The sequence below is a fragment of the Tepidicaulis sp. genome (assembly GCF_965222285.1).
Lineage (GTDB): Bacteria > Pseudomonadota > Alphaproteobacteria > Parvibaculales > Parvibaculaceae > Tepidicaulis.
On sequence record NZ_OZ244942.1, the window covers coordinates 309,324 to 324,654 of the forward strand.

The window sequence follows — 15,331 nt, forward strand, 5'->3', positions numbered from 1 at the left end:
GTCAAAACCTCGTCTGGTTGAAATGTTTCCAGGCCTGATGTGCCAGAACGATCATGAGCATGCCCGTTGCCGTCGGCGCGATAAGCGCAGTCCAGTCATAAGTGCCGCTGGCGGCGATGGCCGCCGCCGCGCCCGCCGGCGGGTTTTGCACGCGCAGCAGCGTCATCAACAAAATCGCGCTGGAACAGGCAAGAACGATGGCGGCAGGCTGGCCGGGCATGAAATACGCGGCGGCCAGCCCGCAGCAAAAGGAAACGAGTACGCCGCCAAGGAGCGCGCGCGGCTCTGCAAACCGGCTTTCGGGTTCCGCGATGACAAGCGTGATGGCGGCACCGAAAAACCCCAGAAGCCAAAGGTCGGGTGTCAGAAAGACGGAATGGACAAGCGCCACGGCGGAAAAAACCAGGAAGCCGAAGCCCGCCTTTTTTGCCGCTTCCATAAATACACCGCCGGTTGACATGCGCCCCTCACTCGCCCCTCAATGCCGAATTCCTGTTTCCGGTTTAAAGGGCGGGGTGATTAAAAACCGTTAGGTCTCTTCATCACATTCAAGTGAGAGACTCAGCACGCAGTTTCTAAGGCAATTTCCGTCTTAAGGCTGGATGAGACCGAGCACCACGGCTTTATAAACGGCATGGCTTTTATTGGCGGCTTTCAGCTTGCGCTGCGCCCGGAAGAGGCAGTTCTCGACGGTGCGGTGCGAGAGGCTGAGTTTGAAGGCGATGCGTTTGGAGGAAAGACCCGCTGCCGACCATAAAAGGCATTCTTCCTCGCGCGGCGTCAGGCCCACAAGCGGGGCATAGCGTTCTTCATCCGCCTCGATGGCATGATGGATGAGTTTGAAGCACTCGGTCACTTCCCGTGCATGGGTTCTCAGAAGAAGGTCGAATTCCCGGTCGCTCACATTCGGGGCGTGAAGGCCGATCATGGATTTTTTGTTGCGCCCTTCCACCGGCACGGCAAAACCATTGTGAAGACCGAGGTCGTGATTGACCGCCAGAAGCGCGCGGCCATATTCATGCTCCAGCGTCTTGGACTGCAAGTCGCGCCAGGAAACGGGCTCTCCCGTCGTCAGGCAGTGAGGCAGGATAGGGTCCGCTTCCCAGAGCGGTTTCTCGTGCTGCACATAGGTCAGGTAATCGTCCGGAAAGTCGCAGTAATTATGCATCTGCGGCAAAAACCGGCTTTCCTCATGGTTCGGCAGAACCAGCACACCGTAATAGCCGGTGCCGAAGCCGAAATAGGCTTCCATATGCTCGCGGAAGGTTTGCCAGAGCGCTTGGAACCCGCTTTGGGAATGCAGCTTTTCAAGCAGGGCAAAAGTACCGGTGTCTTGAAACATCAAGCCCTCGCGCCTCAGGCAGCAAACAGACATGCGCATTGCTCGCTCGTGCGTGAAAGTTTAGCGGGAAAAGGCAGGAAAAGCCACGTTGTTCCCGGTTCTTCAGGGATGAAGAACCGGGAACCTGGGCCTGCCTTTTGGGCGGAGTGCCGGTTAACGGGTGCTCCGGGCCGGGGCAGGCTCGGCGGCGCGCGGCGCGATCTGGAGCATGGGGGCAGGCTCCGTCTGCCGCGCGGGGGCTGCGCGGGTGGGCGCGCGTTCCGCAGGGGCGGTTTCCATCCGGGCGGGTGCCGCGCGAGCCGGTTTTTCCTCGCCGCGCTGCGCGGCGGAAGGGGCAACCTTTTTCAGGCTGGGCGCTACAGGCTGTGCCTGAATGGTCAAGCCGCCGGCATTGTTGCCGCCTTGGCCGCCCTGACCATTGTCGAAGCTCACGCCGCCCGGCTGACCGCCGATGCCGACACTGACCTGCGGGGTGCAGCGGCGCTTCCAGTCCTTGGTGGCGAAGGTCTGGTAGTGGGTTTCGTATGTATCGGCCTTCTCATCCTTCCACGTGATGGCGAGGCGGAATTGGTGGTTGATGGTTTTGTTGAGCACGTCCTGGCCGGAGAAGGGAACTTCATAGAAGAAATTCGTATCCGTGCCGCCCTCGGGCGCATTGAAGATGCGCGGGCCCGATTCGTAGATTTGCGTCAGGTTCTCGGTCAGCCAGCTTTCATCCGACTTGCCGTGCACGCGGAATTTGACGTGCCCCTTGCCCTGACCTTTGATCTGCACTCGGAACTTGAGGTTGGCCGGGCATTTGCCGACGTAAGAGGGGGCGTAAGGCGTGATCGCCGCATAGGTGATCTTCAACGGCTGGTAGCCGGCATTGACCTGATTGTTCCCGCCCGGAGTGACGGCAACGATGGCAGGCTCGAGAAGATTTGGATTACCCTTGTATTTGATCTTCATGGTGATGGGCTCGACATCGGTACCGTAGCCGAGCTTCGTTACCTCAAGCTGTCCGTTCAGCTTTCTGCAGCCCGTATAAATACTGAGGAAACGTTCGACTTCGATCACGCGGTCCTGCTTGAGGAAATCCAGCTTCGTGCCGCCATTGTCGATGAACTTCTGCATCTCGGCATTGAAGATTTTGAGCGCATCGAACTCATAGTCGGGTTTTCCCGCATTTTTCAGGCTGTTCAGCGGCACTTCCCAATTTTGCACAGCCGCCGGATCGTTGACCCATTCGTTCTGCGAATTGTTGTAATATTTCACCCCGATATCGAACTCCGCCTTATGAACCACGCCGGCATCGCCGAAAGTGGGGTTAAAGGCGCCAAAACCGATATCCGCGCCCAAGGGGGCGTTCGGGCGAATGCCCGTAATCTTCTCACATACCAGCATGCCGCTGGCACGGAAGGTGACTTTGTCGGTCAGAACCTGAACGTTTGCGGCATTGAGGTTGCTGCCGCCCGACATTTCTTTCAGCTCGACCGTGTAAACCGATTGGGCCGGCGTCAGGTCTGCCGATTGGACCCCGTCCTGCACGATCATGTTGCCCGCGGCGGCAGGCGAGACGCCGGCCGTGAAGGCGATGGAAGCAGCGAGTACTGCATGCGTGAACTTAGACATTCTCTGTCTCCCTAATGCGCCCGGAGGCGGGCGTTGATCCGTGTTCAGGGGCTAAGTCGCGCCGCCGGACCCAGGGGTTCAAAATTTTCTTCGCTTAGGGATACTCCCTCCGGCCCCGCGCGCCGATAGAGTAGTTTTGCTCCATTCACCTTTCGGCCCTTGTGAACGACAAACGAACCGAGCGCGTAGCAGGGGGTGAGCGGACTTGTGAGTGAGGTAACTGATCGCAAGGGACGAAAAGGGCTGAAATCCCGGAAAAACCGTGCCAAGGCGGTGCTGGTAGGCGCGTCCCTTCTCTTCTTTTCGGGTGCGGCCATGGCGGGCGGAGCAGAGCTTGCCCCGCCGCAAACAGGCGCGGTCTATGCGCCGGACGAGCCGCTGCGCTTTGCGCTCTCCGCCGAAATTATTTCCAATTTCCAAGGCCGCTTCGCGCTGGAGATCGACCGGGTGGATGTTTCCGACCTTCTCTCGATCTCCGGCAGCGGTCTTGTTTACGCGCCCGTCTCACCGCTTCTTTCCGGCACCCATAAATTACGGCTCTATGAGCTGCGCGCGGATGAGCCGCCGCTGCTTCTGGGGGAGTGGGATGTGGATGTCGGCGGATCGGGCGAGAGTGAGGGCTCTCCCCTCGATCTCACCCTTGTCGGGCAACTGGACCTGGAAGCGCGCCGCCGCCTTGCCAGCAACAATCTGGCCCGTTCCTCCGATCCGAATGCGCTCTCAGGCGCCGCGCAACTGGCGCTTGAAGCGCAGCAGGGCCGGGTTTCGGTCAGCTTTGCGGGCAATGCCTTTCTGGAATCGGAAAGAGCGCTCTCGCTGACAGGCAATGTGCTCGATGCGGGCGAGTATCTTGCCGATATCGTCGTCGGCGATGAGGACGAGGCGGGCGGTCTGAAGGCGGGCCTGCGCCTCGGTCATCATGGCCCCGCCACGGGCTCGCTCATCATGTCGAACTATTTCCGCCGCGGTGTTTCGGCCTGGGTCTCGGGGTTCGATGGCGGGCTTGAAGCCTCCGCTTTTTCCGTGGCAGATGAAGCGCTGGTCGGCGGGAGCGATCCCTTGGGCCAGCAATCGCGCTCGGGCTATTTACGCGGCTTTACGCTCGGCACCGGCGCGCTCGATTTCGGCCCCGGCACGGTGAAGCTTTCCGGCATCTATTATACGGGCGAGGAAGCGCAGGATTTTTCCGTCACCCCGCTTGGCGAAGGGGAAGAGGCTTTGAGTACGGCCGGTGAAGGGGACGGCTGGTCTGGCCGTCTTGAAACCCGCTGGCTGGACGGGCGCTTGATGCTGGCGGGCGAACATGCCCGCTCCAATCTCGATGAGGACGGCCAGGGCGCGCTGGCCGAAGAAAGCGCCTCGGCGACGCTACTAAGCGCTTCTTATGATGTGCTGCGCGATACCACCTGGGGCGATGATCCCGTCTCGCTCATCATCGGCGCGGACTGGTACGAGATCGACACGTTTTTCGGCAGCCTCGGCAATCCGGGTGTGGCGGCGGACAAAGAAGGGGCGAGCACCTTTGCTCAGCTTCAATCGGGCGGCATGTCGCTCAACTTTTCCGCCCGCGATGAAACCAACAATGTGGACGGGCTGGCGGGCCTGCCGACCGAGCGGCTGCGTTTTCTCTCTTTAAGCGGCACCTATTATCCGCAGATCGAGCAAGAGAACGCGGAGGAGCTTGCCTGGCTCGGCCAGCCTTATCTGACATTCGGCGCCTCGGGCGGGCGCATCGACCGCGACAAGACCCCGATCGGCTATCAAGGCCCCGACACGGATAACGACACCTGGACCGTTTATGGCGGGATCGGCTCTTACTACGGGCCTTGGAGCTGGGGGCTGACCCAGACCCGCAGCGTTTATGAAGACCGCACCGATGCGCTTTCCGACACGCGCAACGATCTGACCGATATTTCCGCTTCCTGGGCAGTGAGTGACCGGTTGAACCTGACAAGCGGGCTGCAATTCGGCATCTATGAAGAACGGCAGATTGCCCGCACCAGCCGCCAGGTGAACTGGCTGGCGAATATCGATGCGGAAATTATTCCGGGCACGCTTAACGGCGCGCTGAACTATAATTTGAACCTTCTGACCGGCGGCGGCGACACACCTGACAGAAACGTTCTGTCCGGCGAGCTGGAATGGATCCTGGAAGAGGCGAGCGAGACGCGGCCTCGTCTGTCCCTTGCTCTGCGCGGCGCGGTGGAGACGAATAATGGCTATGCAGCACCAACTGACAATGAATCGCGGTATGAAACCTATGCGGTCTTCCGCATCCAGGCCCCTGTCCGTTACCGCTAAGGTGGGCGGCTTTGTGCTGCGCGCGCTTTTGGGCGCGCTCTTCGTATTGGCGCTGCTCGGCACGCGCGCTGAAGCGGAAGTGACAAGCGTGAGCGCCGCGGCGCTTCCTGCCGCCGTGCCCGCAACGGGCGGCGGCGCGGTGAGCGTCAACTGGACGGTGCAGCGCCTTGGCCCTCGCACCGGCGGCCAGCCGAGCACGGTGCGTTCCGCCCAGGCGGAGATTTGGGCGAACGGTAATCGCATCGCGACACTGCCCGGCATTCTTCAGCAAGTCTCCAATCCGCCCGTCGGCACGCCGGAAACCTTGAGCTTCAGCGAAACATTGATGATCACCCCGGCAATCGCCCGGCAGATTGCGCGGGCAAGCGGGCCGGCCTTGATCGTGCGGGAATTTACCGATGTAGGCACGGCGCCGGGTACCGGCGTTTTCGGCTCGGCGGCAAGCGGCAATGCCGCGCTTAGCGTCAGCGGCAATGCGCAGGGCGCGCTTTCGCTCCGGCGCATAGAGCTTTCCTTCGAAGATGGCAGCCGCACGGGTATTTTCAACACGGGCGCAGGTCCGCGCGTCGTGGCTGAGATCGCCTATACCTCGTCCGGCATTCTGGAAGCGGAGTGGCGCGCGGCGCGGGTCGAAGGCAGCGGTAATTTCGAGCGCAGCCTTGGCATCGTGCGCCAGCAGCTTTCAAGCGCAGGGCGCGGCCAGGTGCGCCTTGTCAGCCCGAAACTTCCCGATGAAATGGCCGGTCTTTATGAAGTGCGCCTTGTGGTGCGCCGCCCGGTGCTGAATTTCGATCTGCCGCGCCTGCGCTATTACATCTCGCCGGAAGAAGGCGGACGGACGCTGGATGAGATTTCACTGATCGGGCCGGATGAAGGCACGCGCGTGACGCCCGCCACGATCTTCGCCTGGGAAACTGCGGCAGGAGCCGAAGCTTATCAGGTGGAAATCTTCCCCATCGCTGCGGATGGCGCAAGCGCGGGCACTCGGGCACCGGCTTCTGCAGAGCTCCTGCTCGGCGCCTTCGATCTCGACACGCCGCTTGTCGCCGGCAAGCTCGTGCCGGGCGCAGCCAGCCGCACGAAGCTTTCCGATATCAGCTTTGCCCGCCTTGAGCCCGGTGAAACCTACCGCTGGCGCGTGCGGGCCATCGACGGCGGGGGCCGCGTCATCGCCCGCTCGCCGCTGCGCTTTTTCAAGGCGCCTTGATCGGCGCTGCCGAGGCGTCTGCGCCGGGGAGGGCATATGTCCCAAAGCGAGGAAGATCGCCAGCGTTTTCTCATCGCCCGGATTGCCGCGGGCGATGAGAAGGCGTTTGCCGCCCTTTACGAGACGTTCGAGAAACGTCTTTTCGCTTTTATCCGCTCCAAATTGAACGATCCGCACGAAGCAGCCGACATACTCCACGAGATCTTCATGGATGTATGGCGCAAGGCCGGTAAATTCGAAGGACGATCGAAAGTGAGCACCTGGTTGATGAGCATCGCGTTTCACAAAACCGTGGACCGGCTTCGCAAGAAGAAGGGCACGCATGTGGCACTTGATGACGAAGCTTTCGAGATTGCCGATGAGGGGCCGGGCGCAGCGGATATTCTCCAAAGCGCGCAGGAAGCGGCCCATGTGAAAACCTGTCTCGACAAATTGCCGGATGTGCAGCGCCTCGTGCTGCATATGGCGTTTTTCGAGGAGCTTTCCTACGCCCGGATCGGCGAGGTGATGGACCGCCCGGAAGGCACCATCAAGACCCGCGTCTATCATGCCAAGCAGGCCATGAAGAAATGCCTTGGCTTGCTATTGGGAGAAGCGGCATGACACGGGACCTGACACGCGAAGAAGAAGAATGGCTCACTGCCGCCGTAATCGGCACGGCGAGCGAGGAAGAGAAGGCGGCGGCAGCGGCGCTACTGGCGGATGAAGAAACGCGTGAAGCCGCTAGGGCCGAAGAAGCGTTTCTCACAGCCCTCAAAAGCGGGGTGAGAGAGGGCGCGGAAGATTTCGCGAGCCCCGGCGCCATGGGCCTGCAGCGGCTTCTGCGCGATATCCGCGCTGAGCAGAATACCGGCGGCGGTTTTTCCCTTGCCGCTTTGCCCAAAGCCGGGCGCGCCTTTGCGGTGGCCGCTTCTTTGGCGCTTGCCGTTATCACCGGCTTTACCGCCGCGCGGATAACGGGAGAGGAAGGAAGTTACCGGACGGCGGGCCTCAGCGAAGCGGGCACGCTGCAAGTCATCTTTGAGCCGGGTGCCACGGAAGGCGAGATCCGCGCGCTGCTTCTCTCTCACAGTCTTGAAATCGTGGAAGGCCCCTCGGCGCTCGGTGTTTACCGGCTGGTAAAACGCGGCGCGGACGCCCATGCGCTTGAAGATCTGCGCGCCGTTCTTGCCGCAGAGAGTGCGCTCGTGCAGTCGGTGGAAATCGAATGAGACGGTCTTTTTCCATAGCGGCTTTGGCGCTGATCACGCTGCTTTCAGGGGCAGGGTTCCTTGGCGCGCAGGAACCGCTTCGCCCAGGCACGCCCGCGCCGGGACGTGAGGGAGCAGCATCTTCTTTGCCCGGCACGCCTGCACCGCAGCGGGGCGGGCTCAGCCCCGCCGCCCCGCCGCCCGTCTCTCAATCACCGGGATCCCAGCCCTCTTCTCCTTCGATGCCTGCCCCTCAGCCCGGCCGGCCTTCCGTGAGCGGCTGCGCGGCGCCGGGACAAATCCTTACCCTCACAGGCGCACCCTTACAGGGCGCATCGACGCGGGACCGGGCGCTTATGATGTGGGATGGCAGCGCGCTTTTGCCGCTCGATGAGCTCAGCCGTCAGGACGGGCAGGCCCTGGTGCGCATTCCTGCCGATGCGGCGCTTACGCCCGGTGCGAATTATGAAATTCTGCTGCTCAAAGCCCGCAGCGGTCTTTTGAGCGCGCCTTCCCAAGCATCTGCGCATGTTCAGGGCGCGCAATCTGTCGCCCGGATAACCGCTTGCGCGCGGGCGGCATCCATAAGCGGGCAAGAAGGTGCAGCCCGCGATCTCATTTTGATGGCGGGAGAAGAGGAAAGCGCGCGCATAGAAGCCCGGCTTATCGCCGAGGGCTTTGAGGTGCGCGAGCGTATCCTGCTGCCGTCTCTTGGCCGCGTGCTGTTCGTCATCCTGCCGAAGGAAGGCGCCTCGCTCGCAGAAGCGCGGGAAGAATTGCGCCGCACCTTCCCGGAAGCTCAAACCGACTTCAATCATCTCTATGGTCTTTCCGCGGGCCCCAAACTTTTTGCCCCCGGCCTGATCGGCTGGGAAAGCCCGGCCTGTCCGAAATCCGCGGGTGCTCAAGGGGATGCTGCTTTCGGCATAATCGATGACGGCGTGAACGGTGCTCATCCGGCGTTGAGCGGGGCGGCGGGCCTCACCCTTGGCGACTTTTCCGGCGAAGGCGACGGACGGGGCAGCGATCATGGCACCGGCATCGCCGCGCTTCTCATCGGTGAAGGAAAATCGGAGACGGGATTTCAGGGGCTTCTGCCGGGCGCGCGGCTTTATGCGGCGGATATTTTCAGCGGCCCGCCGGAGGCGGCAGAGGCAAGCGCGGCAAGGTTTCTGACCGCGCTCGACTGGCTGATGGCGCGCCAGGTGCGTTATGTGAATCTTTCCCTTGCCGGGCCGCCCAACAGGCTGCTTGAAGAAGGGCTTTCTTATAGCGCGCGCCAAGGCGTGCTTTTTGTTGCAGCGGCGGGCAATGAAGGGCCGGGAGCGCCAGTTGCTTATCCGGCCGCCTATGACAGCGTCATCGCGGTGACGGCCATCGATGCGGCGCGGCGGATTTATGTGAAAGCCAATCAGGGCGCTTATGTCGATTTTGCCGCGCCCGGCGTCGATATCTGGCTGGCAAAAGCGCAAGGGGGAGGCAGCTATCGCTCGGGCACGTCTTATGCCGCGCCTTTCGTGCTCGCCCTTAGCGCGGCGCTTATGACCGCTGCCCCGGCGGAGGCTAGAGCCGATCCGCTTACCCATGTCCGCGCTCAGCTAAAAGCCCATGCGGAAGATCTGGGCGCGCCGGGATATGACCCGGTCTTCGGCTTTGGGTTGGTGCGGGCGTCAGAGGCCTGTTTTTAAAAGTTCAGCCGAAAACGGCAACTGACTGCCAGCCTGCGGCGGCAATCTTTCCTTCACTGTTCCAGAAACGGCTTTCCTGCGTGACATAGCCATTGGCCGCATGGAGCACGCGGGCATGGGTTAGCCACCATTGATCGTCGGTTTCAAAGGAAGGATCGAGAATATTGAGCTGCCAGGTCAGCGTGGAAAGCGGAGCGGGCTTGCTCAGCATGGAAATGGCCGAAGGCGGCAAGGCATCCGCCATGGCGATGAAGGCGCTTTCCTTCACGTCAGACACATCGTCCTTGTGGCGGACCCAAACGAGGTTGTCGCCTTTCTCCGCGCCCTGCACCGGAAAAGCGCCATGCGACCAATGCATATCGAAATGCCGCGCGAAGGAAGGTGACATGCCTTCGAAAAAGGGAAGCGGGTCGCTTTCTTCCGGCGGGCGCGGGGCGGGCATCGGCATTTCATTGCCGCTGAGCGCGGAAGGAAAGTCCTTGGCAAAGCAGAAATTGGCGGCGGTGGCGATCGCGCCGTTCTGGCGCAGTTCCGCGCTTGCCTGCGTCACGTTGCGCCCTTCGCGCAATACGCGCGGGGTAATCTCGAACGGCGCGTCCGGGGAGACGGGCGCGATATAGGAAACCGTCATGGAGCGTAGCGGGCGCTCCTCACCCGTCAGCTTGCGTGCCGTGTGCAGGCAAAGCGCCGCGCCCATGCCGCCGAAAAGCGTGCGCCCCTGCAGCCAGTCGGGCGTGATCGTGCCTTCAAAGGCCTCTTGAGCGGGGTTAAGGCTGCTGAGAACGCTGGCAAAAGGCTGCATGAAAGGTGCTTTCCGGTGGAATGAGGATGGCGCGTTTATAAGCGCCGGACATTTTCCCGGCAAGCAGGCGCGCCGTCACCTTTGAGACGAAAGCCCCATGAAAAAAGCGGCCCCCCGATCGAGAGGCCGCTTTCCCCGGCGTTAAGAAACTGAATTTGAAAAACAGTTTGCAGAAATTTATGCCGCTTTGACGCCCTGCAGGAAATCCTCAACGGCTTTGCTGAGAAGGCGCGACTGTTCGGACAGGCTGCGGGCGGAGCTGTTGACCTGATTGGCCGCAGATCCCGTTTCCCCGGCTGCCTGGGTCACGCCGACAATATTGACGGAAACTTCCTGCGTGCCTTTGGCGGCTTCCTGCACGTTACGGGAAATTTCCCGTGTCGCCGCTTCCTGTTCTTCCACGGCAGCGGCGATCGTCGAGGAGATCGAATTGATCTCGCCGATGGTCGTGCCGATCTTCTGGATCGCGCTTACCGCTTCACCCGTTGCACCCTGCACATTGCCGATCTGCTGGGCGATTTCCTCGGTGGCTTTGGCCGTTTGCGTTGCCAGGGTTTTGACCTCTGAGGCAACCACGGCAAAGCCTTTTCCGGCTTCCCCGGCACGGGCTGCCTCGATCGTTGCGTTGAGAGCAAGAAGGTTGGTCTGTGCGGCAATGTCCTGGATGAGGCTGATGACATCGCCGATCTTCTGGGCCGCGGTCATGAGGCCGCTCACCTGGGTGTTGGTGCGGTCCGCTTCCTCGCTTGCAGACATGGCGACCTTCGCGGATTGGCTGACCTGGCGGCTGATCTCCTCGATGGATGTCGAGAGTTCTTCGGAAGCCGAAGCAACCGTTTGCACGTTCGCGGACGCCTGCTCGCTGGCTGCTGCCACGGTGGTGGCCTGCTGGTTGGTTTCTTCTGCAGTCGCCGACATGGCGGTGGCGGTAGACTGCATTTGTGCCGTTGCCGCGCCGACCTGCGTCAGAACGCCGGTGACGGTTTCATCGAAATCCTTCGTGAGTTTTTCGATGAGAGCGGCGCGTTTTTCCCGGCCCTCCCGCTCTTTCTTCTGCTCGGCGGCGAGCTGATCCGCCTTTATCATATTGGCTTTGAAGACGTGAACGGCCTGGGCCATGGCGCCGATTTCGTCCTTTCGGCTGCGCGAAGGAATGTCGGCGGATTTATCGCCTTCGGCAAGCTGGTTCATCGCTTCGGTCATATGAGAGATGGGCGCGGAAATGCTGCGGCCGATGAAGAAGGCGGCCAGGGCTCCGAAAATGAGCGCGGCAAGCGAGGCGCTTGCACCGATCAGAAGCGCATTGCTTGCCGTTGCGCTTGCTTCGGCGCCAAGGGCACGCTGCTCTACCTCATTTTCATCTTTCAGCTTTTCCAGCTCTGCGGTGATTTTGGGGCCAATGACGTCCAGGGCACCCGTCACAACAGTATTGCGCTGAGAAAAAAGCGCGGCTGCGCTGCTGAAATGTTTTTCATAGTTGCGGGCGAGTTCGCTGATTTCCCGGATCTCCGCCCGCGCGGAGGTGTCGTTCATCATTTTCTCAAGAGTGTTCAAATGGGCTTCGAGCTTGGCAAGGCTTTGGCGTGATCGCTCTTCGAAGCTCTTGTTGTCTTGAGCAAAGAAAAGATTGGCATTGAGATTGGCGGTTAGAAAACTGCGCAGCGCCATGCCCGCTTCATGGACGGCGCCGGGAAGGCCCGCATTGCGCGCCTGCCCCATCTCGGCGATCAATTTTTGCTCTATCGCTTCGCTATCTGCGGCCATTTGCGCTACATCTTTTTCCCGTTCCTCTTGCAGGGATACGACCTTGCGAAGGTTTGTCTGGTATTGGCCGGTCAGCGCTGCATTGTCTTCCATGCGGGCCAGCACGCTGGCGTCTTCATACAAAGGAAGAGAATCATTTAGCGCCTTTACCGTCGCTTCAATGCGCGCGTTGGCATCGTCTGCGCTGGCATTGTTTCCGCTTAGCAGATAGTCCTTCATATGAAGACGGGCTGAAAGCAGCTGACTCTGCGCGGTGGAGGCGGCATTTGTCTGCTGGGCGAATAACCGGTAGTCGGAAAGGCTCCCGCGCAGCGCATTCAGCCCGATCAAGGAAACGGCACTTGCGATGATCAGAAGGGCAAGGATCGAACCGGAGTTTATGGCGATTTTGAAAGGTATTTTCAGGTTGTCGAGATAGGTCATTGGATCATTCCCAATAGGCATGGACCCTCCTCCAGAGCCGGTCCAGGCAGATTGACGGTGCCGGTCCATACGCAATATGGCCGGCTGAGAGTGTGGCGCTTGGGAACGATGGAAGTTGGCTCTGTTGGGGAGCGCTTACCTTCTTGATGCGGCAAAATCATCCCGCCGCTGGGGTCGTTCTGAGGCGGTGCTCCGTCTGCGGAGCACAACCTCAACTACTAGGACTAAATTCTAAACACTTCCTTAGAAATGGCACAGCACGTGTCTATTCCCCTGCTGCGTGTGCGGGTACCGGCTGACTTTCTCTTTCGCGCGCCAGGATGCTGATAACGGAGGTGAGTACCGAGGCGAGATAAGGCAGCGACTGGACGGCCAGCACCGCGATCCAGAGACGCGAGAGCGAGTCCTGGAACATCGGGTGGAAAAGGAAAGCGATGCCGAGGCCCCAAAGCACGGCGAGCATGATCGCTTCATCGCGCACCTGAATGAAGATGGCGGAGAAGGCGGCGCGGTCTTCGCATTTGGGCGTGCGCACGAAAGGCCGCCCGCTCGTGAAAATACCGATCGCTACGGCCTTGGCGACCGTGTGCGTGAGCGCCAGGGCGGCAAGCGCCGCGCCGAGGCTTTGTCCAAGCCCGCAGCGCACCCGCTGCAGATAAAGCCAGAGCGAACGGATGACCTTGAACAGGAAACTGCCGATGGTCGGCACCATGAAGGCGGCGACGGGCAGCGGCATGGCTTCCGGCGACCAGAGTGCCCAGGCGGAAACCGCAATGCTCGCCGCGGTGAAGGCAAGCGCCAGCGCGTCGGCGAACCAGGGCAGCCAGCCGGCAAAGAAGTAATATTTCTGCGCGGCATTAAGCCCCGAGCCGCTGCCCGGCAGGAAGGCGCGCAAATGGTGCTTCATGATCTGCACGGCGCCATAAGCCCAGCGGAAGCGCTGGGTCATATAAGCGCCGAGCGTGTCCGGCGTCAGGCCTTTGCCGAAAGAGCGGTTGACGTAAACCGAGCCATAGCCGGCACGGTATAGTTTGAGGCCGAGTTCGGCATCCTCGCAAATGCACCATTCCGCCCAGCCGCCCACTTCATCGAGCGCGGTTTTGCGCACCATGGTCATGGTGCCGTGCTGGATGACGGCGTTATAGCGGTCGCGCAGCACCATGCCGATATGGAAAAAGCCGGCATATTCCCAATAGGTCATGGTCTTGAAAAGCGACTGGCCCGCATCGCGGTAATCCTGCGGGGCCTGCACGAAGCCGACATCGGGATCGGCAAAATGCGGGCAAAGCGTTTTCAGCCAGTCGGGCGAGACCTGATAGTCGCTGTCGATAACGGCAATGACGTCCGCGTCTTCCGCCGTCTGGCTGCGCGCGAAATTAAGAGCGCCAGCCTTGTAACCCGGCCAGGGGTCGAGATGGAAAAAGCGGAACCGCTCGCCAAGGCGCGCACATTCGGCCTCCACCGGCTTCCAAACCTCCGGGTCTTTCGTGTTGTTGTCGATCACCAGAACTTCGAAATCGGGATAATCGAGCCGGGCGAGGGCGGCCAGCGTCTCGCGCACCATATGCGGCGGCTCGTTATGGATCGGCACATGGATGGAGACTTTCGGCAAATGGTCGGCGGCGCTGCCGAGATGGGCGATCAGTTCCTCATGCCGTTTGCCGGTGCGGCCCCAGAGCGCTTCGACAAGCTCGACGGCCTCGGTGATCAGCACGACAAGCAGGAGCCCTTGCGCGGCAAAAAGCACCGACCAGGCAATCGTCTGGCCGGGGGTGAGATAAATGCCGCTGAAACTGAGCGCCGACCAGGCAATGGCCGCGCCGCCAAGCTGCACGAGGGCGGCAAAGAAAATCTGCCCGGCCGGGTGCATATGCCGCCGCCCGAGCAGCAAAAGTACGGCGGGGATGAGCGAGAGCCCGGCGGCAATGGCCGCCCAGAAACGCCAATCCGTATATTCGACGACGCCGCCCGACATGGGGAATTTCGGCGCGCGCATCACATCGTAAATGCCCCAATAGCCGCCTGCCGCGCCTTCTTCATTCGCCTTCCAAGGCTGGTCGAAGGCTTCCATCACATAATAAGTGATCTCCGCATCCTTCGCCCGGTTGAGGAAGGTGCGCATGAACTTGGCTTGATTGACGAGGGAAGGAACGGCTTCTTCTTCCAGCGTCTCCTCGCTGATGCCGGCAAAACTCCGGCGCGGAATGATGCGCCCGCGGCTCGGCCAGCCGACTTCCGTCACCACGATGGGTTTGCCGGGATAGGCTTTTCTCAGATCGCCGATCCGGTCGAACACATAATCGACGGCTTTATCCACGCTCACCCCTTCCCAGTAGGGAAGGATATGGACGGCCAGATAATCAACTTCCTTGACGAGCTCGGGATGATCGAGCCAGACATGCCAGGGCTCGGCGGTACTGACCGGCTTCCACACGGTCTTTTTGACGCGGCGGATATAGCTAATGAGCTCGTCCACCGTTACGTCGCGGCGGAGCAAGGCTTCGTTGCCCACCACCACGCGCACCACATTGCGCCGGAAAGCGGTGGGGGTCAGGCGGGCGATTTCCTGTTCGTTGCGCGCTTCGTTGCGCCCGATCCAGGCGCCGAGGGCAACGGAAAGATCGAACTCGGCGGCGATTTCGGGAATTTTGTCGAAGCCATAGCCCGTTTCATAAGTACGGATCGCCTGCGCCTTGGGGCCGAGCACTTGCAAGTCGCGCCGGATTTCCTCCGCGCTTGGATAGAGCAGATCTTCCGGGTTCTGCCCGGCCTGAAAAGGGCTGAAGGCGAAGCCGACAATTTCGCCTGTCCAGCCTTGCGTGCTGCGCGGCTGATGGATGGCGCTCCAGACCGCGATATTGGCCGCGATCATGAGCGGCAGAACGATAAGCAGGAAAATGCCGATGCGAAGGGCGCTGGGCAGGCGGCGGGCGATGGTCTTGGGGCTCATGTCACAAGCTTCATTGCGGCAGGCCCAAATCGGGCCGCGACGGGCGCGCA

11 protein-coding genes are annotated in these 15,331 nt (G+C 61.1%); 5 read left to right on the top strand and 6 right to left on the bottom strand.

Annotated features, from left to right (window positions below):
- Position 1: 1 nt before the first annotated feature.
- The 3 genes from ACOQOT_RS01365 to ACOQOT_RS01375 form a co-directional block, all read right to left on the bottom strand.
- Positions 2–460 carry an HPP family protein gene (locus tag ACOQOT_RS01365; RefSeq protein WP_420560600.1) on the bottom strand — a complete coding sequence of 153 codons (459 nt, stop codon included), beginning with the start codon at positions 458–460 and terminating at the stop codon, positions 2–4.
- Between the two features lie 132 nt (positions 461–592).
- Positions 593–1,342: a LuxR C-terminal-related transcriptional regulator gene (locus tag ACOQOT_RS01370; protein WP_420560601.1), complete on the bottom strand. Its 750-nt coding sequence runs from the start codon at positions 1,340–1,342 to the stop codon at positions 593–595.
- 153 nt (positions 1,343–1,495) lie between these two features.
- The gene (locus ACOQOT_RS01375) at positions 1,496–2,956 is read right to left on the bottom strand and encodes a hypothetical protein (RefSeq protein ID WP_420560602.1); all 1,461 of its coding nucleotides are present in this window, start codon (positions 2,954–2,956) and stop codon (positions 1,496–1,498) included.
- Positions 2,957–3,163: 207 nt separating this feature from the next.
- Between ACOQOT_RS01375 and ACOQOT_RS01380 the strand changes: the two genes are divergently transcribed.
- The 5 genes from ACOQOT_RS01380 (at position 3,164) to ACOQOT_RS01400 (ending at position 9,342) form a co-directional block, all read left to right on the top strand.
- Positions 3,164–5,257, top strand: a complete 2,094-nt coding sequence (locus tag ACOQOT_RS01380) for a hypothetical protein (protein WP_420560603.1) — start codon at positions 3,164–3,166, stop codon at positions 5,255–5,257.
- On the top strand, positions 5,217–6,464 hold the full coding sequence (locus ACOQOT_RS01385; protein WP_420560604.1) for a hypothetical protein: 1,248 nt from the start codon (positions 5,217–5,219) through the stop codon (positions 6,462–6,464). The genes ACOQOT_RS01380 and ACOQOT_RS01385 overlap by 41 nt, the downstream gene beginning before the upstream one ends.
- Before the next feature lie 36 nt (positions 6,465–6,500).
- Positions 6,501–7,067: an RNA polymerase sigma factor gene (locus ACOQOT_RS01390; RefSeq protein WP_420560605.1), complete on the top strand. Its 567-nt coding sequence runs from the start codon at positions 6,501–6,503 to the stop codon at positions 7,065–7,067.
- Positions 7,064–7,675, top strand: coding sequence for a hypothetical protein (locus tag ACOQOT_RS01395; RefSeq protein WP_420560606.1), 612 nt, complete (start codon positions 7,064–7,066; stop codon positions 7,673–7,675). The genes ACOQOT_RS01390 and ACOQOT_RS01395 overlap by 4 nt, the downstream gene beginning before the upstream one ends.
- A 335-nt stretch (positions 7,676–8,010) precedes the next feature.
- On the top strand, positions 8,011–9,342 hold the full coding sequence (locus tag ACOQOT_RS01400; RefSeq protein WP_420560607.1) for a S8 family serine peptidase: 1,332 nt from the start codon (positions 8,011–8,013) through the stop codon (positions 9,340–9,342).
- 4 nt (positions 9,343–9,346) lie between these two features.
- Here ACOQOT_RS01400 and ACOQOT_RS01405 read toward each other — a convergent pair whose 3' ends face one another.
- The 3 genes from ACOQOT_RS01405 to ACOQOT_RS01415 form a co-directional block, all read right to left on the bottom strand.
- Positions 9,347–10,144 carry an acyl-CoA thioesterase gene (locus tag ACOQOT_RS01405; RefSeq protein WP_420560608.1) on the bottom strand — a complete coding sequence of 266 codons (798 nt, stop codon included), beginning with the start codon at positions 10,142–10,144 and terminating at the stop codon, positions 9,347–9,349.
- Between the two features lie 177 nt (positions 10,145–10,321).
- On the bottom strand, positions 10,322–12,352 hold the full coding sequence (locus tag ACOQOT_RS01410; RefSeq protein ID WP_420560609.1) for a methyl-accepting chemotaxis protein: 2,031 nt from the start codon (positions 12,350–12,352) through the stop codon (positions 10,322–10,324).
- A 244-nt stretch (positions 12,353–12,596) separates the two neighbouring features.
- On the bottom strand, positions 12,597–15,281 hold the full coding sequence (locus ACOQOT_RS01415; protein ID WP_420560610.1) for a glycosyltransferase family 2 protein: 2,685 nt from the start codon (positions 15,279–15,281) through the stop codon (positions 12,597–12,599).
- Positions 15,282–15,331: the final 50 nt, after the last annotated feature.